We start from the raw sequence: 19900 nt of genomic DNA, 5'->3' as shown, positions 1-19900 counted from the left end.
AATGGTGCGCGCGTTCCGGGTACCCGAATTCGTACCGCTCAACCAACGCCGCGCGAAGCGCACCGTCGACGCAGTCGCGTTCGCGTCGGTTAGGTTCGACAGCATGCCCGTCCGCAGCACGGTCGACCCACGCACTCCGGTCCTCGTCGGTTACGGCCAGGTCAACCACCGGGCGGAGAATCCGGATGTCGAGCCGGTCGATCTGATGGTCGCGGCCGCCCGGGAGGCCGCAGATCCGCGGGTGCTGGAGGTTGTCGACTCGGTGCGGATCGTGAACCTGCTGTCCTGGCACTACCGGGATCCGGGTTTGCTGTTGGCGCAACGCATCCGGGCCGGCAAGGCGGCGACACGCTATACGGGGGTGGGCGGCAACGTCCCGCAGTCGTTGGTGAACGAGGCCTGTCTGGACCTGCAGGGCGGACGGGCCGAGGTGGTGTTGATCGCGGGAGCCGAGACCTGGCGCACCCGAAGCCGGCTGCGCAAACTCGGGACCAAGCCGGACTGGACCCGTCAGGACGAATCGGTGCCGGAGGCGCCGGGTGCGCACGAGGGCGTGTCGATGGCCGGTGAGGCCGAGCTCCGGATCAATCTGGACCGTCCGGCCTACGTGTATCCGATGTTCGAGCAGGCACTGCGGATCGCGGCCGGTGAGACCAGCGATGAGCACCGCAGGCGGATCGGCGAGTTGTGGTCTCGGTTCAGTGCGGTGGCGGCCGACAACCCGCACGCCTGGAGCCGGGAGACGGTGCCTGCCGAGCAGATCTGGCAGCCGGGCCCGGACAACCGGATGATCAGCTGGCCCTACACCAAGTTGATGAACTCGAACAACATGGTCAACCAGGGTGCGGTGCTGATCCTGACTACCGTCGAGAAGGCAACGTATCTTCAGATCCCCACCGACCGTTGGGTTTTCCCATATGCCGGAACGGATTCGCACGATACCTACGCGATCGGCGAGCGGGCCGAGCTCTACAAGTCGCCGGCGATCCGGATCGCCGGACGGCGCGTTCTCGAACTGGCCGGAGTGGGCGTCGACGAGGTCGACTTCGTCGACGTGTACTCCTGCTTCCCGTCGGCGGTGCAGGTGGCGGCGGCCGAAATCGGTCTGCCGCTGGCCGATCCGGCCCGGCCGCTGACGGTCACCGGCGGGCTGACTTTCGCCGGTGGGCCGTGGAACAACTACGTGTCCCATTCGATCGCCACGATGGCCGAGAAACTCGTGGCGAATCCCGGGGCCCGGGGGCTGATCACCGCCAATGGTGGCTACCTCACCAAACACAGTTTCGGGGTGTACGGCACAGAGCCACCGACTCATGAATTCCGTTGGCAGGACGTGCAGTCCGAGGTCGACGCCGAGCCCACCCGGGCACTGCAGGTGGAGTTCACGGGCACCGGCACGGTGGAATCGTGGACCACGCCGGTCGGTCGCGACGGCACCGCGGAGCGCGCCTTCCTGGCGGTGCGTACCCCCGATGACGGACGTACGCTGGCCCGGATCGTCGACGAGTCACAGGCAGCGGCGACCATGACATCCGACATCGCCGGGGCGACGGTGCGGGTTCACGCCGACGGCAGCGCGACCCTGCTCTGAGCGGCCAGCGCCAGCACCTCGTCGGTGGTCGGTGGGCTGGGCGGGTGGTAGGACAGGCACCAGGGAGTCTGGATCTTGTGAAAGGCATTGCCTTCCAACGCCAGATAGAACTGGCCTGAACGCAGCTTGCTGATGTCGGGCACGTGGCCGCCCTTCACCCGGGCCATCTCCCGGGCCACCGCGATCTGGGCGGGGGAGTTCAGCAGACCATAGAACTGCGTGGTCGCATTGCCAGGGATGTGGTTGTGCAGACCGCGCGGGGATTGCGTGGCGAACACCAACCCGAGCCCGTACTTCCGGGCCTGCGACGACAGCGCCAGGGTGCTGTGTGTCGCCGCGGTCGTATGGCTGGACGGGGCGAAGTTCTGCGCCTCGTCCATCACCAGCAATCCGCCCAACGGCCGGTCACCGGCCGGGTTGCGTTTGATCCAGGCGAACAGCGCCATCTGCAACTGGTTGACGAATCCTTCGCGTTGCTGGTCGCTGGTCAGGCCGGCCATGTTGATGACCGACACCCGAGCCCGGTAGCCCGGCGACGGTGTCAACAACACCCCCGGGTCGGCTGTGGCGCCGGCGCCGCCGAACAACGGATCGTTGACCGTCGCCGCGCGCAGGTTCTGGGCCAACTCGGCGGCCAGCTTGTTCGCCCCGCCCAGGGCGCTGACCTCGGTGGGCAGGTCGGCGAGCAGGTCGATGAAGCCGTCCAGGCTGGTCGAGGGCCTCGCCCCGTAGTAGCGCAGCGCCTCCCGCAGCACCGCGCGGGACCGCTCGGCCTTGGCCGTGCTCCCGACGATCAGGGCGCGGGGTTCGAGGGCGGCGACGGCAGATTCGACGGCGTCGGCGAACTCGTCGTCGTCGTCGATGACACTGGCGAAGTCCGGTAGCGGCTGGAACGACAACGGGCGTCCCGTCGAGCGGCGCGGAGTCCACACCACGACCTCGGCATTGTCGAAATACGCGTCGGCGCGCTCGTCGTCCGCCGGCGTCCACCCCGGCGGGTTCTCGGGCCAGCGGGCACCCAGCCGGGACAGGTCGTTGTTGGGGTCGAGCACGATCGACGAGACGCCCCGCAGCGCGCACTCCTCGACCAGCCGGCGGATCAGCACGGTCTTCCCCGACCCGGAGCCCGCGAAGATGGCGGTGTGCTTGCGCAGCGCGGCCAGGTCGACCGACACCGGACACCCGCCTGGGCTGTCCAGGCCGAGGGTCACCGCGGTAGGCGAGTGTTCGATCGCCGGCGCGGGCGGCTGCACACGTATGGGTCCGGTCGCGAGCTCGGCGTCCACATCGATCTGGGCCGGTGGCGGAGGATCACCCGCGATGTCTCCGAGGGCGGCCCGCAGCCAGCCGATCCCGTGGGCCGGACGGCGGCGGCGCAGCCAATCGGGTAGGTCGGGGTGGTTGTCGTCGATGAGGTCACGCAGCGCGGTCATGGTGCGCACGTCGTCCTCGCTCATGGGCAGCACCCGTCCACCGGCCGCCTCGAACTCGGCGATCATCACCGTGGTTTTGGCGCCCTTGGGCCACGCGGTGTTGCGCAGCAGGAACAGCTGGCGCCGGTCTGGATTGAAACCGGTTGCCTCCCAAGCTTTCCGGATCCTGTTCTGCACCGCGACAGCGTTGCCGGACGAGATGGCGCGGAATGCCCAGTGCCGTTCGTCGTCGGTGGTCGCGTCGAGAGTCTGGCGAAGCCGCCCGTGCAGCACCACCCGTTGACCCGGGAGCGGGTCGGGACGGAACGCCTGCCCGGCCTCACCGAGTTCGGTGATCCAGGCGTCGAGCGCCGCCGACAGCAGGCCGGGCATGGTGGTGTCCTCGCCGTCGGGGTCGAGCGCAGCGACCGTCACGGCGCGGCGCCGGTAGTCGGCGAAGCGGCGGTCCAGTTCGCCGGTGTCGCCCTGGGCAGCGCCGCCCGAGCCGGTTTCGGGCGTGCCGGCAGCCTCAGCGGTGAGACTGGAGAGCTCCTCGATCGTGTCGCGGTCCAGGCACCGGCGGACATGCGTGTCGGCACGTTTGAGCAGTTGACGCGGCGTGTACTGGGTGGCTTCGTCGAATGCTGCCGGCAGGATCGGCCAACTCGGGTAGGGCGCGGTGAACCCGATCGAGGCGTAGCTGGCGGTGAACCGGCGTTCCAGGATGGCGCGACCGACGTCTGGTGTTGGCAGCCCCTGCAGCAGCGCGGTGGTGCGGAACCTGTCCTGAACGGTGGCAGTGGCGCGATCCTGGATGGCTTCCCACGCAGCCGGTAGGCAGGCCACCACGCCGACGGTGCGACGCATGGTCTGCCGGATCGACATGAGGCCGTGTGCGATGTGCTCGAGATCGGTGTTGCCCGCAGTTCTGTCGGGGCCCGCGTCGGCAGTGTCGGTGCGCTCGGTGGACTGGGCCAGCAGCGTGTCGATCTGGTCGAGCGCCAGGACCGACGGCCCGGCCAGGGCGATCAGCCGTGAGATGTCGCGGACCGATTCCTGCGCGGTGAGCGTCGGTGCGGGCAGCCCCCAGGACTCCCTTTCGCCGCTGCCGGTCAGGAAGGCCTCGCCGATGTCCTGCAGCTCGAGGTCACCGGCACCGAGCAGCACGAGGGCGCGCAGGGTGTGGTGGGCGCGTTTGACAGTGTGGCGGTGGACCTTGTGCAGCGCGTTGACGAAGTCGTTCAGGATCTCGGGCGTCAGGTCGTCGTCGCCGATCACGGCCCGCCGGCTGGCCCGGGAGATGTGGGCCACCGAAGACAGCTCCCACAGCAGGTCTTTGAGTTGGGTCTCGCGCTCGCTGCCCGGCCGGCCAAGGCTCTCCAGGATCCCTGAGCGGGCGGACTGCCAGAAGCTGGCGGCATCCAGCAGTTCGACCAGGAAGAAGAAGCCGCCGCCGGTTTGCACCTGTTCGCGCACCTGGCCGAGAAGATGGGTCTTGCCGGATCCGGCCGGGCCCCGCACCACCACACCCAGCGGGCTGGAGTCGGTTTCGCGTTCGGCATCGCCGAAGGCGGCCATCACGTCGGCCATCGGCCGGTCGTGCAGCCCGCGCACGTGGAGCGCGCCCTGCGAATGCCACAGATCGTCGGCGGTCGGTGCCCAGGTCAGGCGAAGCGCGCTGAGCGCTTCGCGATGCTGTAACTCCATCAGGACTCGATCGCGATCAGGTGTTTGTCCTGGTTGCCTATCTCCACCGCGGCTTCGCGGTCGGCGGGGGTGAGCACCTTCTGGTTCTCCTCGGGGATCAGGCTGACGCCAGGCTGCTGGTAGAGGCTGATCAGCGCGGCGTCGACGGTGGGTCGGGGCAGCCCGGGCACGGCCTGACGGAGCCGCAGCAGACTCACCCAGCCGCCGGGCCGGGTGGTCAGCCCGGCATAGGCGGTACGCAGCTGGATTTCGGGACCGGCCGCGGGCGCAGGCGCGGCTGCCGTGGCGGGCACCTCGGCAGGCAGGAACACGTCGGCGGGAACGAGGTCGGCGTGTTCGAAGTAGCGGTGCAGCGCACCAAGAAGCGTGTACAGGGCCTTGCCCTGTCCGGTGGACCTGGCCGGCGCGTCGGTGCCGAACAGGGATCGGCACAGCGCCCATCCGGTGTCGGTCAGCTCATGGACGAGCGGCCGGGCTCCGGTGGACTCGATCAGGCCCAACCGGTTGAGCCGGTCGCGTTTCGGTTTGTCGAGTTTGGGCCCGAGCCGCTCCAGCTCGGCGTTGGCCACCGGACGGGACTCGGCCATCAGTACCAGCAGGACCGCCTGCTCGGTGCCGGTCAGGTCGTCGGGCGTGACATTCACCGGTTGCTCACCTTCCTGCCGTCGTCGCTTTTTGCACGCGGACGGGTTGATGCCGGGCACGTGTTCCATGCACGTTAGCGCGTACCCCTGACCGCGCGAGAAACTTGTTGCGCCGCAGGGCTTTCGCCCACCCAGTGGGCGAAGTGCCCGCAGCTACCGGATCGACAGCGGCTGCGCCGGGTCGGCGATGCGGTCGGGATCGACCGGCTCGGCCGATCGGATCAGCGCCTTGACGTCGTCAAGGACATCCCACACGTTGACGTTCATCCCCGCCAGAACATGGTTGTCGGCGTCGAGCCAGAAAGCCACGAATTCGCGCCCAGCAACGTCGCCGCGGAAAACGACGCGCTGATATTCGGGTGCATGGCCGACATATTCCATGCCGAGGTCGTACTGATCGGTGAAGAAATAGGGCAGTTCGTCGTATTCGGCGCTTTTGCCCAGCATCCCCGCGGCAGCCACCGCGGGTTGCTTGAGCGCGTTTGCCCAGTGCTCGGTACGGATTCGCACCCCGAAGAACGGATGTTGCGCGGCCGCGATGTCGCCGACGGCGTAGATGTCGGGATCGCTGCTGCGCAGCGACGCGTCGACGAGCACCCCGCCGTCGGCGATGGCCAGCCCCGCTTGTTCGGCCAGTGCGATGTTGGGTGCCGCGCCGACGGCGATCAGGACCGCGTCCGCGGCGACGGTCGAGCCGTCCCCGAGCCGCAGTCCCGTGGCGGTGCCGTTGTCCGTGGTGATCTCCTGCACCGATTGGTCCAGGCGTAGGTCGACTCCGTGTTCACGGTGCAGTTTCGCGAACACCTCACCGGCCTCGGCGCCCAGCGCCGCCAGCAGCGGCAGGTGTGCGGCCTCGACCACGGTGACCTTCACGTCGCGGCCGCGCGCACTGGCGGCGACCTCCAGTCCGATCCATCCGGCCCCCACGATGGCCAGGGACGAACCCGGGGTCAGGGCCGCGCTCAGGGCTGCGGCGTCGTCGATGGTGCGCAGATAGTGCACGCCCGCGGCGTCGGCTCCGGGGATCGGTGGTCGCCGTGAGGCGGACCCGGTGGCCAGCAGCAGCTTGTCGTAGCCGACGGTGGTGCCGTCAGGTAGTGCAAGCGTGTGCTCGGCCGCGTTGACGGCGGCGACCTCGGTTCCCAGCCGTAGTTCGACGTTGTGGTCGCGGTACCACGCCGCCGGATCGGCGGTGAAATCGTCGAGCGTCTTCTTGCCGGCCAGGTACTCCTTGGACAGCGGCGGACGCTCGTAGGGCAGGTGGTCCTCAGCGGCGAACAGCACAACATGACCATCAAAGTCGTTGTCCCGCAGTGCTTCAGCGGCCTTGGCTCCGGCCAGGCCACCGCCGACGATCGCAATTGTGGACGACGTTGTCATATCGGTCCAGCCTACTCGCCGGCGACCAGCAGCCTCAGCTTTCGGGCGTTGCGCACCGCGTGGCCACCGAGATCGTTGTTGAAATACACGACGACGCGGTGGTCGTCGCGGTCCCATTGCTGGATCTGTTGGGCCCACTCCGACAGCTGGTCGTCGGAGTAGCAGCCGGCGTACAGGCCGTCGTCTGCCGGGCCGTGCATGCGGACGTACACCAGGTCGCTGGTGGTCACGGCCCGGCAGGTCAAGCCGGGACCGCTCATCACGACATACGCGGCGCCGTATTTCTCCAACAGCCCATACACCGCAGGCTCGTGCCAGGAGGGATGCCGCAACTCCATCGCCACCCGGATCGGGCGCGGGAGTTGGGCAAGGAAACCGCTGAGTAGCTCGTCGTCCCGCTCAATCGCCGGATGAAGCTGGACCAGCAGTGCTTCGTTGTGCGGTTCGAGCAGCTGCCAGTACTTCTCGAACCGCGGCGTCCAGCTCTCGGGCGACCGCAGTCTCCGGTAATGCGTCAGGCCGCGCTGCGCCTTGACCGACATGGTGAAACCTTCGGGCATCTGGTCGCGCCACCCGGTGAACGTCGCATCCGCGGGCCAGCGGTAGAAGCTGCCGTTGAGTTCGACGGTGTCGAACTCGTCAACGTAGTGGGCGAGCCGGGACTTGGCCGGGGTGCCGCGTGGATAGAGCACCCCGTTCCAGTGGTCGTACGACCAGCCAGAGGTGCCGATCCTGATCATCTGTCATCTCTAGGGGACGTCTGTGTAGTGCAGGGTGTAGCCCTCGGCAGAGAACGTGAAACCTCGGCCTGTCACTTCCCGCACGCAGGACACCCCGGACTGCTCCTGGACGTTGCAGCGAAATCCCGCCACCGCGAGCACCTTGCCGAACGGCAGTACGACCGCGGCCGACTGCGCGAAATCGGGCTGCGCGAGGTTGGCGAAATGCGCGTCGGTGTCCCGGTCGAGGACAAGGGCATTCGGTGCCGCGGTAGCGCCCGTGGCATCGGGCACCGTGTCGGGGGCACCCGTCACGCTCATCGTCGAGGTGCCACCGGCCGGTTGGCACCCGGCGCGGTCGCGGGGCAGGATCGCGCACTGCCAGCGCCCGCTCGGGGTGCTGAAGTAATAGCCCTTGCGGCCGTTGACCTCGATGGCGTACTCGGCGGCGTTGGCCAGGTTTGCGGTGCCGAACTGTGGCGGTGATGCGGTGGTGCTGGCCGGTGGGGGCGCGGCGGCATCGTCGGTGTTTACGACGGTTCCCGACGTGCATCCGGTGAGCGCGGCGGCGGCGACTCCAAAGATTGCACAGCGGACGAGGCAAGCCTTCACGACGCAAGACCCTAGCCAACTGTCGTCGAGGCCGGAACGGTAGCGTCGACTTTCCGTGACTCCCGACGCGCGCCCGGCGGCGCCCCGATTCACCACGTCGTTGCTCGCCGCCGGAGTGGCCGCTGGATTGCTGATCTCGACGGTGTCGCTCATCGTGGCGTTCACCCGTCCCGGCTTCGATCTGACGCGGCACGCCAATTCTACTCTGGCCCTGGGTGATTGGGGTTGGGTTCAAACGACGAACTTCATCGTCTCCGGCCTGCTGCTGATGGCCTTCGGAGCGGGGATCTGGCGCGCCTCCCCGGGTGTGCTGTCTGGCCGGGTCGCGGCGGTATGCGTGATGCTCTACGGACTTTTTGCCGGTGTAGTGGCGGGGTTGAACCCCACTGATCCGGCGTTCGGGTTTCCGCCGGACGCGCCGCAAGGCTATCCCGGGGTCGATGTGATGAGCACCTCGGCAAAGATCCACGGCGTGGCCGGCGGGCTGGGCTTCCTGGCCATGACGTGCGGATGTTTCGTGTTGGCAAGGTATTTCGCGAGCATCGGCGATCGGGTGTGGGCGGTGGTGTCGGCGGCGACCGGGGTCGCGATCCTGGCGGTCCTCGCCTACATGGGCGCCGGCGCCGCCGCGCACCCCGAGACGTTCAACTACGTGCCGGTCTGGGTTGTCGGAGCAATGCTGTGGCTGTTCATCGCTGCCGTGGGCGCGCGACTGCTGCGCTCACATCGCGACGCACACGTCGGCGCCCAATAACAGCACCGGCCAGAGCAGTGTCACCTGGCCGAAGGCCACCAGGTCGGCCCCGGCCGGGAATCTGGTCAGCAGACTCGACTCGATCAGCTGCACCTGTTCTGGATGGAAGAACGTCCAGACCAGCCCGATCACCAGGTAGGGCAGGGCCAGCCACATCAAGGTCTCCAGCACCTGTTCGACGCTGAGCTTGTGGCCCAGGATCCGGTGAATCCGGTGCATCAGATCAGCGCCTTGTCGGCCGCCACCCGCCGGCGCACATCGGCGAGCAGCAGATAGCTGCCGCCCTGCCGGATGAACACGGGCAGGAACCGATTGCCGAACGCCACGGCCAGAAACAGCCATTCGAACAACCGTTGCCGTCCGCGGCCCCAACCGAAGCCGACGGCGTCCCGGAACACCGGCGCGAGAAATCCGGCGGTCAGGAACTTCAGCAGCGGCCGGAACGGTATGCGCAGCAACGGGTTTATCATCCGCAGATCCACGAGGTCATGCAGGTATTGCCGGACCACATCGTCCATCTGCACCTGCGCGCAGGCGGTATCCCAGTAGGTGTCGAAATCGGCCCGTGTCGGCGGCCACTGCTGCTCGTCGACCTGCAGGGTGGTGCCCAGTGTGGCGGCGGAGTGGTAGAACTGCTCGGCCTGCGCTTCGGTCATCTCGCCACGCAGCAGTTGGTAGACATCCTCGAGCCCGACGAACAGGCAGGCTGCCACCCACATCTGCAGGTCACGGTCGAAGGCGTTGTACTGCACTGGGCTTGCCGGCCCGGAACGGACCTGCCGGTGCGCGGTGTCGACGGCATCGCGGAACGCCGCCCGGTCCTCGGCGTTGCCCAGGATGGCCACCGCCAGATAGCTCAGGGTGGTGCGGGCCCGTTTCCACGGATGTTTGAGCAGATTGCCCGAATCCACGGTGCTCTCCACGACGCCGTAGCCGACGCCGGGCGCGGACAGTTGCATGATCACGTTGGCCGCGCCTGCGGCGAAGCCCCAGAGGTCCATCGCATCGGCGATGGTGACGTCGTCGTCGGACCAGCGCGACGTTCGCCGGGTGATCGAGATCCGGTTCGCAGAGGTGGAGGTCATGCGCACTCTCCCCGTCAGGCCATGCACACGTTGGTGAACAGCAGCACCGGCCAGGACACGATGGAGCCCAGAAAGGACACCACGGCGTCGGCCCCGTGCATGCCGGCCAGGTGGCTGGTGTGGGTGAGCGACCAGATCAGGCCGATGAGCAGATAGGGGACCGCGAGGATGATGGCGGTCCCGATCCACTCGGCGATGGTCATTTGAAAGCCGAGAATCTTGCGTACTGCGGTCAACATGAGAAGTGCGCCCCCGTCGTTGTCAGGCGGGCTCTATGTTAATGGCGATTCTGGTCGGCGTCCCGAAAACTACTTGGGCGGCAGGCTCTTGGCGTAGTCGATACCCCGGGCGACCCACGATTGGAGCTGCCGCTTGGTCTTCACGCCGGGGCCGGCGACCCGCAGCCAGCCGCGCATCTCCCGGCCACCCATCACCATGGGCTCGACGTGCTCGCGTTGCAGCAGTTTCTCGCCGTCGTCCCGCGCGACCCGCACCATCAGGCCGCCTTCCCGGGTCGCGGCCACCGCCATGTTGCCGTTGACCAGGAACGCCAACCCCCCGAACATGCGCTTCTCGTCGAGACCGCCCTCGGAGGCGGTCAGCTCGCGGATGCGGTTGGCCAGGTCGGGGTCGAAGGCCATGTCAGTCGAGATCGATGCGAACGGTGAGCAGGTCGCTGCCCACGGTGCGGACCACCGCGCTGTTGAGCGTCGGTAGCTCTTTGAGCCGGGCCACCGGGTCGTCGTCGGGCAGCAGATGCGCCGTTCCGGTCCGCCAGGTCCCGTTGATCCGGACGCGTACCGCAGGATCGGCCTTGATGTTCAGCACATAGTGCGATCGGTCGCCGTGCTCGGACACCATCCAGAAGGACTTTCCGATGACCCGGCCGCCCACGGCGGTGTGCCGCGGTTGGCCGGTTTTGCGGCCGACGGTCTCGAGCATGGTCAGGGGGAGTTGGCGCCCGACCGGGTTGACGATGCGGCGTTGGGCGCCGTGGATGACGCGTCGCTTCAGATCACGAAGGTCCACCATGGCGCAACCCTACCGAGGATCAGTCGGAATCCTTCGACTCGGCGGACTCGAGGTCGGCGTGGAACTTGGCTTCGCGGGCCAGATGTCCTGGGCGACGCCGCAACACCATCCAGGCGATACCCAGAACCAGGAACCACGCGGGTGTCACCAGTTCGGCCTGCAGGGTGTCTTCCTTCTGAGTGAACGCCCACAGCAGGAACGCGAAGAAGGCCAGGACGACGTAACACATCACGACGCCGCCGGGCATCTTGAACTTCGATGCCTCGTGCAGTTCCGGCCGACGCTTCCGGTAGACGAGGTAGCTCACCAGGATGATCGTCCAGACGAAGATGAAGCACAGCGACGAGATCGTCGTGACCAACGTGAACGCGGCGACGATCGAGTCGCCGGCGGCCACCATCACCACACCCGACAGCAGGAACACGCCGGACAGGAACAACGCATTGGCGGGCACGCGTCGCGAGGTCAGCCGACCGAACAGTCCGGGTGCGTCACCTTCGGCGGCCAGGCCGTAGACCATTCGGGACGTCGAGTAGATACCGGAGTTGGCCGACGACGTCGCCGAGGTGAGCACCACGAAGTTGACCACCGACGCCGCGATCCCCAGGCCCGCGAGGCTGAACATGGCGACGAAAGGGCTGAGCTTGGGATCGATCTCGCGCCACGGCGTGACCGCGATGATGATGGTCAGCGCGGCGACATAGAAGAGCATGACGCGCACCGGGATCGAGTTGATCGCCTTGGGCAGGTTGCGCTCGGGGTCCTTGGCCTCGGCGGCGGTGGTGCCCACCAGTTCGATCCCGACGAACGCGAAGGTCGCGATCTGGAATCCGGCCACGAATCCCATTGGACCGGTGGGGAAGAAGCCGCCGTCGTTCCACAGATTCGCGAAGGACGCCTGGGCGCCGGTGGGGGCGGTGAAGCTAGTGAAGATCATGACCAGGCCGATCACGATCAACGTCACGATCGCGATGATCTTGATCAAGGCGAACCAGAACTCGGTCTCACCGAACGCCCGCACGGTCGGAAGGTTCAGTCCGATGAGCACCACGACCGTGGCGAGCGCTGGTATCCACAGCGGCAGGTCCGGCCACCAGAAGGCCACGTAGCCGGCGATCACCACCACGTCGGCCACGCCCGTGACGATCCAGCAGAACCAGTACGTCCAGCCGGTGAAGAACCCCGCCCACGGGCCGAGCAGGTCCGCGGCGAAATCGGCGAACGACTTGTAATGCAGGTTGGACAGCAGCAGTTCGCCCATGGCCCGCATGACGAAGAACAGCATGAAGCCGATGATCATGTAGACGAAGAGCACCGACGGGCCGGCCAGCGAGATGGTTTTTCCGGAGCCCATGAACAGGCCCGTTCCGATCGCGCCACCGATGGCGATCAGCTGGATGTGCCGGTTCGACAGCTGACGGGAAAGGTGCCGTTCGTCCGTGGATGTATCTGACGTCACACCGTGAAGGATTGCAGGCGAGGAGATGACGGCTGCAGCCAGCCCGGCATTTCCTCGGCGGCTAGCCCAGTATCGGGAACCGGCGCTGTGAGGCGAGCCGGTTCAGTGCCGTCTGCATGACTTCCCGGATGTGCGCGTCGACGGCGTCGACATCAGGGTCGGCGCCGAAGCGGGCTGTGATGTCGATCGGGGGCACGACCTCGGTGACGATCTTGGTCGGCAGGGGCAGGTTGGGTGGCACGAGGACGCTGAGGCCGAACGGAAGCCCGATGCTCACCGGCAGGATGTCCAGGCGGATGCGGGGCAGCCCGAGGCGCTTGGCCAGCCAGTTGCCCCGGGTCAGGAACAGCTGGCTTTCCTGGGCGCCGATCGAGACGGTCGGCACGATCGGGACACCGGCGGCGAGCGCGGTGCGGACGTATCCGGTTCGCCCGTTGAAGTCGATGGTGTTCGACTCGGAGGTGGGCCGGTAGGCGTCGTAGTCGCCGCCGGGAAACACCAGCACCACCGCGCGGGACTGCAGGGCAGCCGCAGCGTTCTCCCGGCTGGCGTGGATCACCCCGAGCCGCCGGAACAGATCCCCGGTCGGACTGAGCAGTACGCCGTAATGGGCGAGCGTGTACAGCGGACGGTCGTATCCGAAGTGGCGGTAGAACTCCGGCGCGAAGACCAGGACGTCGGGCGTCAGCATGCCGCCGGAGTGATTCGCGACCACGAGCGCACCGCCGTGTCCCGGGATGTTCTCCAGACCGCGGACCTCGGAGCGGAACCACCACTTCGCGATTGGTCCCGCCAACGACCTCATCTGTCGGGTGACGGCGGGGTCCCACTGGTCGAGCTCGCTTTCGTCCATCGCCGCCAGATTGACCCAAATACCGAATAAATAAACCGTCCGCCGTTGCGACTTTCGGTCACAACGGCGGACGGCGGTTTTGACGGGAAGCCGTCGGCTGCTTTACGCGGCGGCCGACGTCGACTCGCGGACGGGTTCCAGCGCCAGGGCGATGATGTCGGCCACGTCGGTCATCGGCTTGACCTCCAAAGCCTCCAGCACCTCGGCCGGAACCTCATCCAGATCGGGCTCGTTGCGCGCCGGGATGAACACGGTCTTCAACCCGGCCCGCTGCGCCGCCAGCAGCTTCTGCTTAACGCCACCGATGGGCAGCACCCGGCCGTTCAGCGTGACCTCACCGGTCATGCCGACATCGCCGCGCACCTGCCGCCCGGTGGCCATCGACACCAGCGCGGTCACCATGGTGACGCCGGCCGACGGCCCGTCCTTGGGCACCGCGCCCGCGGGCACGTGAACGTGGATCTGGCGGTCCAGTGCCTTGGGATCGACGCCCAGCTGTTCGGCGTGGGCCCGCACGTAGGACAGCGCGATCTGCGCCGACTCCTTCATGACGTCGCCCAGCTGACCGGTCAGCTTCAACCCGGACTCGCCCTCGTTCGAGTTGGCCTCGATGTAGAGCACGTCGCCGCCCAGGCCGGTCACGGCCAGACCGGTCGCCACACCCGGCACCGCGGTGCGTTCGGTGGATTCCGGCGTGAACCGCGGACGGCCCAGGTACTCAACCAGATTCGGCTCATCAATCGTGATGGGGGATTCTGTCGAGTCCAACTTCGTGGTCACCTTGCGCAGCGCCTTGGCCAGCAACCGCTCGAACTGCCGGACGCCCGGCTCGCGGGTGTAGTCCGCGGCGATCTTGCGCAGTGCCGCGTCCGTCACCGTCACCTCGGCATCGGTCAGCGCCGCCCGCTCGGCCTGCCGGGGGAGCAGGTAGTCACGGGCGATGGCGACCTTGTCGTCCTCGGTGTAGCCGTCGAGCTGGATCAGCTCCATGCGGTCCAGCAGCGCGGACGGGATGTTCTCGATGACGTTGGCTGTCGCCAGGAACACCACGTCGGACAGATCCAGATCCAGCTCCAGGTAGTGGTCGCGGAACGTGTGGTTCTGCGCCGGGTCGAGCACCTCCAGCAGCGCGGCCGACGGATCGCCTCGGTAGTCGGAGCCCACCTTGTCGATCTCGTCCAGCAGCACAACAGGATTCATCGAGCCCGCTTCGCCGATGGCCCGAACGACGCGGCCGGGTAGCGCCCCGACGTAGGTGCGCCGGTGGCCACGGATCTCGGCCTCGTCACGGACGCCGCCCAGGGCGACGCGCACGAACTTGCGACCCAGCGCGCGGGCCACGGACTCTCCCAGCGAGGTCTTGCCGACCCCGGGCGGACCGGCCAGCACCATCACGGCACCCGAACCACGTCCGCCGACGACGGCCATGCCGCGCTGGGCCCGACGGGCCCGGACGGCCAGGTATTCGACGATGCGGTCTTTGACGTCGTCCAGTCCGTGGTGGTCGGCGTCCAGGATCTCGCGGGCACCCTTGAGGTCGGTCGAATCCTCGGTGCGCTCGTTCCACGGCAGATCCAGCACGGTGTCCAGCCAGGTTCGGATCCAGCCGCCCTCGGGGCTCTGGTCGCTGGAGCGTTCCAGCTTGCCGACCTCGCGCAGCGCCGCCTCCCGCACCTTTTCCGGAAGGTCGGCGGCCTCGACGCGGGCCCGGTAGTCGTCTGAGCCCTCGGGTTCGCCTTCGCCCAGCTCCTTACGGATGGCCGCCAGCTGCTGGCGCAGCAGGAATTCCTTCTGCTGCTTGTCCATCCCGGACCGGACGTCCTCGGCGATCTTGTCGTTGACCTCGACCTCGGCCAGGTGCTCGCCGGTCCAGTCGATGAGCACACGCAGCCGCTCGGCCGCGTCCTCGGTCTCCAGGAGCTGACGTTTCTGCACATCGGTCAGGTACGAGGCGTAGCCGGCCGTGTCGGCCAGGGCCGACGGGTCGGTGATCTTGTTGACCACGTCGACGATCTGCCAGGCCTCGCGCCGCTGCAGCATGGCCAGCAGCAGCTTCTTGTACTCGGCGGCCAGCGCCTTGGTGTCGTCGGTCACCGATTCGGGTTCGGCGGCTTCTTCCACCTCGACCCACAGGGCCGCGCCCGGCCCGGTGGTTCCGGAGCCGATGTGTGCCCGGCGTTCACCGCGCACGACGGCGGCTTCTGCCCCGCCGGGCATGCGCCCGACCTGCACGATCGACGCGATCACCCCGTGTGTGGGGTAGCGGTCGTCCAGGCGGGGCGCGATCAGCAGCTTGCCCGATTCGCTGGCCTGAGCGGCGTCGACGGCCGCGCGGGCGGCGTCGTCGAGTTCGACGGGCACCACCATTCCGGGCAGCACGATCGGCTCACTCAAGAACAGGACGGGCACTGCGATTTGTTCAGGCATCAATACCTCCAAAGTTCAGTCTGATGCGCTCAACCTTGGTGGGGCCAGGTTTGTTCCCTGCGCGTCCGGGTGTCCGAGTTCGCCGTGAGTGAACGGAAGCTAAGCGGCGCGTTTGTTGATCACGACGTGGATTTCGCGGGTGAGTATCCGCAGGCCGCCGGCCAGTGGCGGCGCGGTGGATCGGTAGGTGGCGCCGGTGGGGGTGATGTGGTCGGTGGTGTGGCGGCCGAACTCGTCGACTCCGGCCACGACCTGCCACCCGGGTGCTTCTTTGGCGTAGTTGCAGTGTTCGCAGAGCCCTTGGCCATTGGCCGCGGAGGTCGGCCCGTGGTTGTGGTGGGGGTCGATGTGGTCGATGTGGCGGATCGGGGCATCGCAGTACGGGGTGCGGCAGGTTTGATCGCGGAGCGTGATGAACCGGGCGAGGCCTTTCGGGAAGCGTCGCGATCGGGACTCCATGGCGACGAGGGCGCCGGTGTCGGGGGCTGCATAGAGCCGTCGCAAGGTGGCCCAGGAGTCGTCATGGGCGAGTGCGTTGCCGATCATGTGTCGGGCCGTTGCGGCGGGGACGGGCCCGTGGCCCTGCAGGTATGCGGGTTGGGTCCCGCCGGCGAACAGGGTGTCGTCGGAGAGCACGAGGTCGACCGCGACCGGGACCGGTGTGGTGACGTCGCGGCCGGTGACGCGGGCTACCAGGGTGTCGGCCATGGCTTGGCCGCGGTTGCGGCCGTCGGCACAGCGGTCGGCTGCACCGGTGAGTGCGGAGCGTACGGATGCCGCGTCGGTGGCGGGCAGCAGTGCGGTGACAAAGGCCATGGCGCGGGAGCGGGGCGGAAGGTGACATTGCGGTCTTCGGGTGCGCGGGCGGCGCGGTCGATGACGGCTATCGGGTCGAGTTGGTAGGCAATGGTTTTGGCGTCGTTGCGGATGCGGGTGTCGCCGAGGCCGATCAGGCTGGTGTGGTCGGCGCAGAGTTGATGGTCGAGGCGGTTCCGGTCGGCGGGGGACAGGCAGGCAGCTTCGCGGACGATCAGACGGGCGCGGGCTTCGGTGAGCACCCCGCATTCCAGGGCGGCGAGGGTGTGGGGCAGGTCGTGGACGAGGATGCGGGCCTCGGAGAGGTGTTGGCGGCCGTTGGCCGGTGAATCCATGCGGGCCAGTCCGATCTCTGAACCCAGCCCGCGGCCACGTCGTGTGACAGGGACCCTGGTGGCGGCTTCGGCGGCGTGTCGGGCGGACTCCAGGGCGACGGTGGCGCGGGCTTGTCCGGCTGCGGCGGCGCATTTGAGGCGTTCGAGTTCGGCGATTCGGTCCTGCAGCGCCGCCTCGTCGGCGGTGGGATCAACCTTCGCGATCGATTCGAACATGTGTGCGATATTACGCCCGGGGTCGGACAGATGCGGGCAGTCCGGAATGTTTTCGGTTGCCGATTCGTCGTACGCCGTATGAGCAAGGCAGTTCAGTTCGATGAATACGGCGGGATCGACGTCCTGCAGGTCCGTGATGTGCCGCGGCCCGTGCCGGCTGTCGGCGAGGTGCTCGTGAAGGTCCGCGCCGCCGGGATCAATCCCGGTGAGGCCATGATCCGTCGTGGTGCGCTGCACGACCGGTTTCCGGCCACTTTTCCCTCGGGGCAGGGCAGCGACCTCGCGGGTGTGGTGGCGGAGCTCGGGCCGGAGGTGACCGGGTTCGAGGTCGGGGACGAGGTTCTCGGGTTCACCGACGCGCGCGCCAGCCACGCCGAATACGTGGCCGTGCCCGTCACCCAGTTGGCCCCCAAGCCGCCCGCCCTGCCGTGGGAGGTAGCCGGATCGCTGTATGTCGTGGGGGCCACGGCCTACGCCGCGGTACGCGCCGTGCGACTGCAGCCCGGGGACACGGTGGCGATCGCGGGTGCCGCCGGCGGTGTCGGCACCATCGCGGTGCAGCTCGCCAAGCGCGCCGGCGCCACAGTGCTCGGCATCGCCGGGTCCGCGAACGATGACTGGCTGCGGGCGCACAGCGCCATCCCGGTCAACTACGGCGACGCTCTGGCCGCCCGGATCCGCGCCGCGTCCCCGTCGGGGCGCGTCGACGCTTTCCTCGATTTCTTCGGCGGCGGATACGTGAAGCTGGCCGTCGACGAGCTGGGTGTGACTCCCGAACGCGTCGACACCATCATTGATTTCCCGGCCACCGAGGAGTTCGGTGTCCAGAGTGCCGGAAATGCCGAGGGCGCTGACATCGCGATCATCGCGGAGTTGGCGAATCTCGCAGCCGACGGGGAACTCGACGTGCCGATTGCCGGAGTGTTCGGCCTCGACGATGTCCGGGCTGCTTACACCGAGCTGGAAAAGCGCCATACCAGAGGGAAATTGGTGCTGCAGCCGTGACCGATGGTGCCTGCGCGACGTAGCATCCCAATCATGAACAGGGGATATGTCGTGGCGTTCGCGGTCGGTGTGCTCGTGGCGCTGTTCGGTCTCATCTGGGCGCTACAGGGATTCGGGGTGCTCCAGGGCAGCCCGATGAGCAACACCGTCACCTGGTCGGTCATCGGTCCGATCACCGCGGTGATCGGCATCGTGATCGCGGCTTTCAGCTGGCGCAAGCTCTCGTCGAAATAGCGTCACGCCACGGTGAAGTACACCGTATGCCAGCCGGTGGCGCCGTCGGGCACGGTCGAGGCTTGGTCTGACGTCTGAACCGCCCCGGTGTTGTCGGTGGCCCGCACCGTGATGGTGTGGTCGCCTGGGCCGCTCGCCTCCCAGGGCAGGCTCCACAACCGCCAGGTCTGGTCGGAATAGGCGGCCCCCAGTTGGGCGGGTTGCCATGGGCCGTCGTCGATTCGGACCTCGACGCCGCGGACGCCCCGGTTCTGCGCCCAGGCCACACCGCCGAATATCGTCGGCCCCGCCGGCACCTGCTGGCCCCGCTTCGGGACGTCGATGCGTGACTCGGTCTTGATCGGGGCGCGCGGCGCCCAGCCCTGTCTGGTCCAATAGGCCTCGGCCCGGTCGAAGCGGGTCAATTCCAGATCGGTGACCCATTTGGTGGCCGACACGTAGCCGTAGAGTCCGGCGATCACCAGCCGAGCCGGGTAGCCGTGCTCGACGGGTAGCGGCTGTCCGTTGAGGCCGACGGCCAACAGCGCGTCGCGGCCATCGTTCAGGGCTTCGACCGGTGTGCCCACGGTGAATCCGTCGACCGAGGTCGACAGCAACATGTCCGCGCCCGGGTCCACACCCGCCGCCCGCAGCAGGTCGGCGAGTCGGTAGCCGGTCCACATCCCGTTCGAGATCAGGTCGCCACCAACTTGATTGGACACGCACGTGAGTGTGACGGCCTTCTCGACGGCTTCGAACCGGGCAAGATCGTCGAAGCTGTAGGTGATCTCTTGGGCGACCATGCCGTGAATGCGTAGCCGCCACGCGTCGCGGCTCAGCTGGGGAACGCTGAGCGCGGTGTCGACACGGTAGAAGTCGGCGCTGTCCGTGATGAAACTCGGCAGGGCAACGTTTTTCGGTTGGACGTCAGGCGGAACCGGGGGAGCCGGCACGCGGGGCCGGGGCAGTACCGAGATTTCGCGTTCTGCCGCGACCGAACTCGTCACCCGGGTGACGACGAAACCGAGAAGCCCGGTCGCCGCGGCGAATCCGAGTAGACCGGCGGTGGCCAACCATGTCCTTCTGGAGGTGTCGACGTGCTCGGCTTCAGTATCGGCGTCGGCGTCGGCGTCGGCGTCGGGGGTGGTCCAGACCCGCTGCACGAGCAGTCGCAGCGCCGCCACCCCACATGCGGTGCCCACCACCGTGGGCACGATGTCGAGCACTGCTGCGCCGGGCCGGGAGAGGACGGCCGCGCAGGCGATCAGTCCGGCGACGACGAAGATCGCGCTGCCGATCGGACGGTGCCTGGTCTCGTACGTCGCGGCGAGGGCGGCGACGGTGGCGATGACCGCCAGCACGACGACGGCGAGAAACAGCTTGTCCAGGCTGCCCAGGGTTTGAATCACCCATTCCTTGACCGGACCCGGGGTCAGGTCCACGACCGCCGAGCCGACCGCGTTGCGTGGATCGGCCGGTGCCCCAAACGGAATGCCCGCCAGCGTGGCGACGCCGAGCGCGACCGCGGCGGCGGCAACTCCGCCGAGCATGCGCGCGTTCGGCGAGGGCTCGGACGAGGGGCCCGACGAGGACGACGAGGACTGAGTCATCGTCACCCAACCTACTCCGGACACCAGGCA

Annotated in this window: 18 protein-coding genes and 1 pseudogene; 4 read left to right on the top strand and 15 right to left on the bottom strand. The window is 67.7% G+C overall.

Annotated features, from left to right (window positions below):
* The first annotated feature begins 103 nt into the window (after positions 1 to 103).
* Entirely contained in the window at positions 104 to 1591 is a 1488-nt protein-coding gene (locus AC4ELS_RS30880; RefSeq protein WP_448447139.1) for an acetyl-CoA acetyltransferase, read from the top strand.
* Here AC4ELS_RS30880 and AC4ELS_RS30875 read toward each other — a convergent pair.
* The 5 genes from AC4ELS_RS30875 to AC4ELS_RS30855 form a co-directional block, all read right to left on the bottom strand.
* Positions 1561 to 4710 (bottom strand): helicase HerA domain-containing protein, encoded by a 3150-nt coding sequence (locus AC4ELS_RS30875; protein WP_448447141.1) that lies wholly within the window; start codon positions 4708 to 4710, stop codon positions 1561 to 1563. The two genes, AC4ELS_RS30880 and AC4ELS_RS30875, sit on opposite strands and share 31 nt — an antisense overlap.
* Positions 4710 to 5354: a hypothetical protein gene (locus AC4ELS_RS30870; protein WP_448447143.1), complete on the bottom strand. Its 645-nt coding sequence runs from the start codon at positions 5352 to 5354 to the stop codon at positions 4710 to 4712. Before AC4ELS_RS30870 ends, AC4ELS_RS30875 begins: the two co-directional genes overlap by 1 nt.
* A 153-nt stretch (positions 5355 to 5507) precedes the next feature.
* Positions 5508 to 6734 (bottom strand): NAD(P)/FAD-dependent oxidoreductase, encoded by a 1227-nt coding sequence (locus AC4ELS_RS30865; protein WP_448447145.1) that lies wholly within the window; start codon positions 6732 to 6734, stop codon positions 5508 to 5510.
* Positions 6735 to 6745: 11 nt separating this feature from the next.
* Positions 6746 to 7474 (bottom strand): DUF72 domain-containing protein, encoded by a 729-nt coding sequence (locus AC4ELS_RS30860; protein ID WP_448447147.1) that lies wholly within the window; start codon positions 7472 to 7474, stop codon positions 6746 to 6748.
* 9 nt (positions 7475 to 7483) lie between these two features.
* Positions 7484 to 8065, bottom strand: coding sequence for a hypothetical protein (locus AC4ELS_RS30855; RefSeq protein ID WP_499050730.1), 582 nt, complete (start codon positions 8063 to 8065; stop codon positions 7484 to 7486).
* 55 nt (positions 8066 to 8120) lie between these two features.
* Between AC4ELS_RS30855 and AC4ELS_RS30850 the strand changes: the two genes are divergently transcribed.
* On the top strand, positions 8121 to 8819 hold the full coding sequence (locus AC4ELS_RS30850; RefSeq protein WP_448447151.1) for a DUF998 domain-containing protein: 699 nt from the start codon (positions 8121 to 8123) through the stop codon (positions 8817 to 8819).
* Here the strand turns inward: AC4ELS_RS30850 and AC4ELS_RS30845 are convergent.
* The 9 genes and pseudogenes from AC4ELS_RS30845 to AC4ELS_RS30805 form a co-directional block, all read right to left on the bottom strand.
* Positions 8787 to 9038, bottom strand: coding sequence for a hypothetical protein (locus AC4ELS_RS30845; protein WP_448447153.1), 252 nt, complete (start codon positions 9036 to 9038; stop codon positions 8787 to 8789). The two genes, AC4ELS_RS30850 and AC4ELS_RS30845, sit on opposite strands and share 33 nt — an antisense overlap.
* Entirely contained in the window at positions 9038 to 9904 is an 867-nt protein-coding gene (locus tag AC4ELS_RS30840; RefSeq protein ID WP_448447155.1) for an oxygenase MpaB family protein, read from the bottom strand. The genes AC4ELS_RS30845 and AC4ELS_RS30840 overlap by 1 nt, the downstream gene beginning before the upstream one ends.
* Before the next feature lie 14 nt (positions 9905 to 9918).
* Complete coding sequence (locus AC4ELS_RS30835) at positions 9919 to 10143, bottom strand: hypothetical protein (protein WP_003881986.1); 225 nt, start codon at positions 10141 to 10143, stop codon at positions 9919 to 9921.
* Positions 10144 to 10212: 69 nt separating this feature from the next.
* A complete protein-coding gene (locus AC4ELS_RS30830) occupies positions 10213 to 10545 on the bottom strand; it encodes a TfoX/Sxy family protein (protein WP_448447157.1) in 333 nt (110 codons plus the stop codon).
* Between the two features lies 1 nt (position 10546).
* Positions 10547 to 10936: a nitroreductase/quinone reductase family protein gene (locus AC4ELS_RS30825; protein WP_064879874.1), complete on the bottom strand. Its 390-nt coding sequence runs from the start codon at positions 10934 to 10936 to the stop codon at positions 10547 to 10549.
* 19 nt (positions 10937 to 10955) lie between these two features.
* The gene (gene cycA, locus AC4ELS_RS30820) at positions 10956 to 12395 is read right to left on the bottom strand and encodes a D-serine/D-alanine/glycine transporter (protein ID WP_064959155.1); all 1440 of its coding nucleotides are present in this window, start codon (positions 12393 to 12395) and stop codon (positions 10956 to 10958) included.
* A gap of 61 nt (positions 12396 to 12456) precedes the next feature.
* A complete protein-coding gene (locus tag AC4ELS_RS30815) occupies positions 12457 to 13248 on the bottom strand; it encodes a lysophospholipid acyltransferase family protein (protein ID WP_499050726.1) in 792 nt (263 codons plus the stop codon).
* Positions 13249 to 13350: 102 nt separating this feature from the next.
* Positions 13351 to 15675, bottom strand: coding sequence for an endopeptidase La (gene lon / locus AC4ELS_RS30810; RefSeq protein ID WP_448447162.1), 2325 nt, complete (start codon positions 15673 to 15675; stop codon positions 13351 to 13353).
* Between the two features lie 99 nt (positions 15676 to 15774).
* A pseudogene (locus tag AC4ELS_RS30805) lies at positions 15775 to 17042 on the bottom strand (HNH endonuclease signature motif containing protein).
* Between the two features lie 78 nt (positions 17043 to 17120).
* On the opposite strand from AC4ELS_RS30805, the gene AC4ELS_RS30800 reads away from it, so the two are divergent.
* Together AC4ELS_RS30800 and AC4ELS_RS30795 are read left to right on the top strand one after the other, a co-directional pair.
* Positions 17121 to 18047 (top strand): NADP-dependent oxidoreductase, encoded by a 927-nt coding sequence (locus AC4ELS_RS30800; protein WP_448447164.1) that lies wholly within the window; start codon positions 17121 to 17123, stop codon positions 18045 to 18047.
* Between the two features lie 33 nt (positions 18048 to 18080).
* Positions 18081 to 18281: a hypothetical protein gene (locus AC4ELS_RS30795; protein ID WP_064879886.1), complete on the top strand. Its 201-nt coding sequence runs from the start codon at positions 18081 to 18083 to the stop codon at positions 18279 to 18281.
* Between the two features lie 2 nt (positions 18282 to 18283).
* Here AC4ELS_RS30795 and AC4ELS_RS30790 read toward each other — a convergent pair whose 3' ends face one another.
* On the bottom strand, positions 18284 to 19870 hold the full coding sequence (locus tag AC4ELS_RS30790; RefSeq protein WP_448447258.1) for a molybdopterin-dependent oxidoreductase: 1587 nt from the start codon (positions 19868 to 19870) through the stop codon (positions 18284 to 18286).
* Positions 19871 to 19900 lie beyond the last annotated feature (30 nt).

Source organism: Mycobacterium shunyiense (assembly GCF_058270035.1).
The sequence above is the reverse complement of the archived record's forward strand: the minus strand, read 5'-3'. Positions and strand labels throughout refer to the sequence as shown.

Bases quoted from the DNA above. Each gene is read 5' to 3' on its own strand.
- AC4ELS_RS30840 (WP_448447155.1), bottom strand. From the start codon at position 9,904: ATGACCTCCACCTCTGCGAACCGGATCTCGATCACCCGGCGAACGTCG.
- AC4ELS_RS30830 (WP_448447157.1), bottom strand. From the start codon at position 10,545: ATGGCCTTCGACCCCGACCTGGCCAACCGCATCCGCGAGCTGACCGCC.
- lon (WP_448447162.1), bottom strand. From the start codon at position 15,675: ATGCCTGAACAAATCGCAGTGCCCGTCCTGTTCTTGAGTGAGCCGATC.
- AC4ELS_RS30865 (WP_448447145.1), bottom strand. From the start codon at position 6,734: ATGACAACGTCGTCCACAATTGCGATCGTCGGCGGTGGCCTGGCCGGA.
- AC4ELS_RS30860 (WP_448447147.1), bottom strand. From the start codon at position 7,474: ATGATCAGGATCGGCACCTCTGGCTGGTCGTACGACCACTGGAACGGG.
- AC4ELS_RS30845 (WP_448447153.1), bottom strand. From the start codon at position 9,038: ATGCACCGGATTCACCGGATCCTGGGCCACAAGCTCAGCGTCGAACAG.
- AC4ELS_RS30825 (WP_064879874.1), bottom strand. From the start codon at position 10,936: ATGGTGGACCTTCGTGATCTGAAGCGACGCGTCATCCACGGCGCCCAA.
- AC4ELS_RS30790 (WP_448447258.1), bottom strand. From the start codon at position 19,870: ATGACTCAGTCCTCGTCGTCCTCGTCGGGCCCCTCGTCCGAGCCCTCG.
- AC4ELS_RS30815 (WP_499050726.1), bottom strand. From the start codon at position 13,248: ATGGACGAAAGCGAGCTCGACCAGTGGGACCCCGCCGTCACCCGACAG.
- AC4ELS_RS30880 (WP_448447139.1), top strand. From the start codon at position 104: ATGCCCGTCCGCAGCACGGTCGACCCACGCACTCCGGTCCTCGTCGGT.
- AC4ELS_RS30800 (WP_448447164.1), top strand. From the start codon at position 17,121: ATGAGCAAGGCAGTTCAGTTCGATGAATACGGCGGGATCGACGTCCTG.
- AC4ELS_RS30795 (WP_064879886.1), top strand. From the start codon at position 18,081: ATGAACAGGGGATATGTCGTGGCGTTCGCGGTCGGTGTGCTCGTGGCG.
- AC4ELS_RS30835 (WP_003881986.1), bottom strand. From the start codon at position 10,143: ATGTTGACCGCAGTACGCAAGATTCTCGGCTTTCAAATGACCATCGCC.
- AC4ELS_RS30875 (WP_448447141.1), bottom strand. From the start codon at position 4,710: ATGGAGTTACAGCATCGCGAAGCGCTCAGCGCGCTTCGCCTGACCTGG.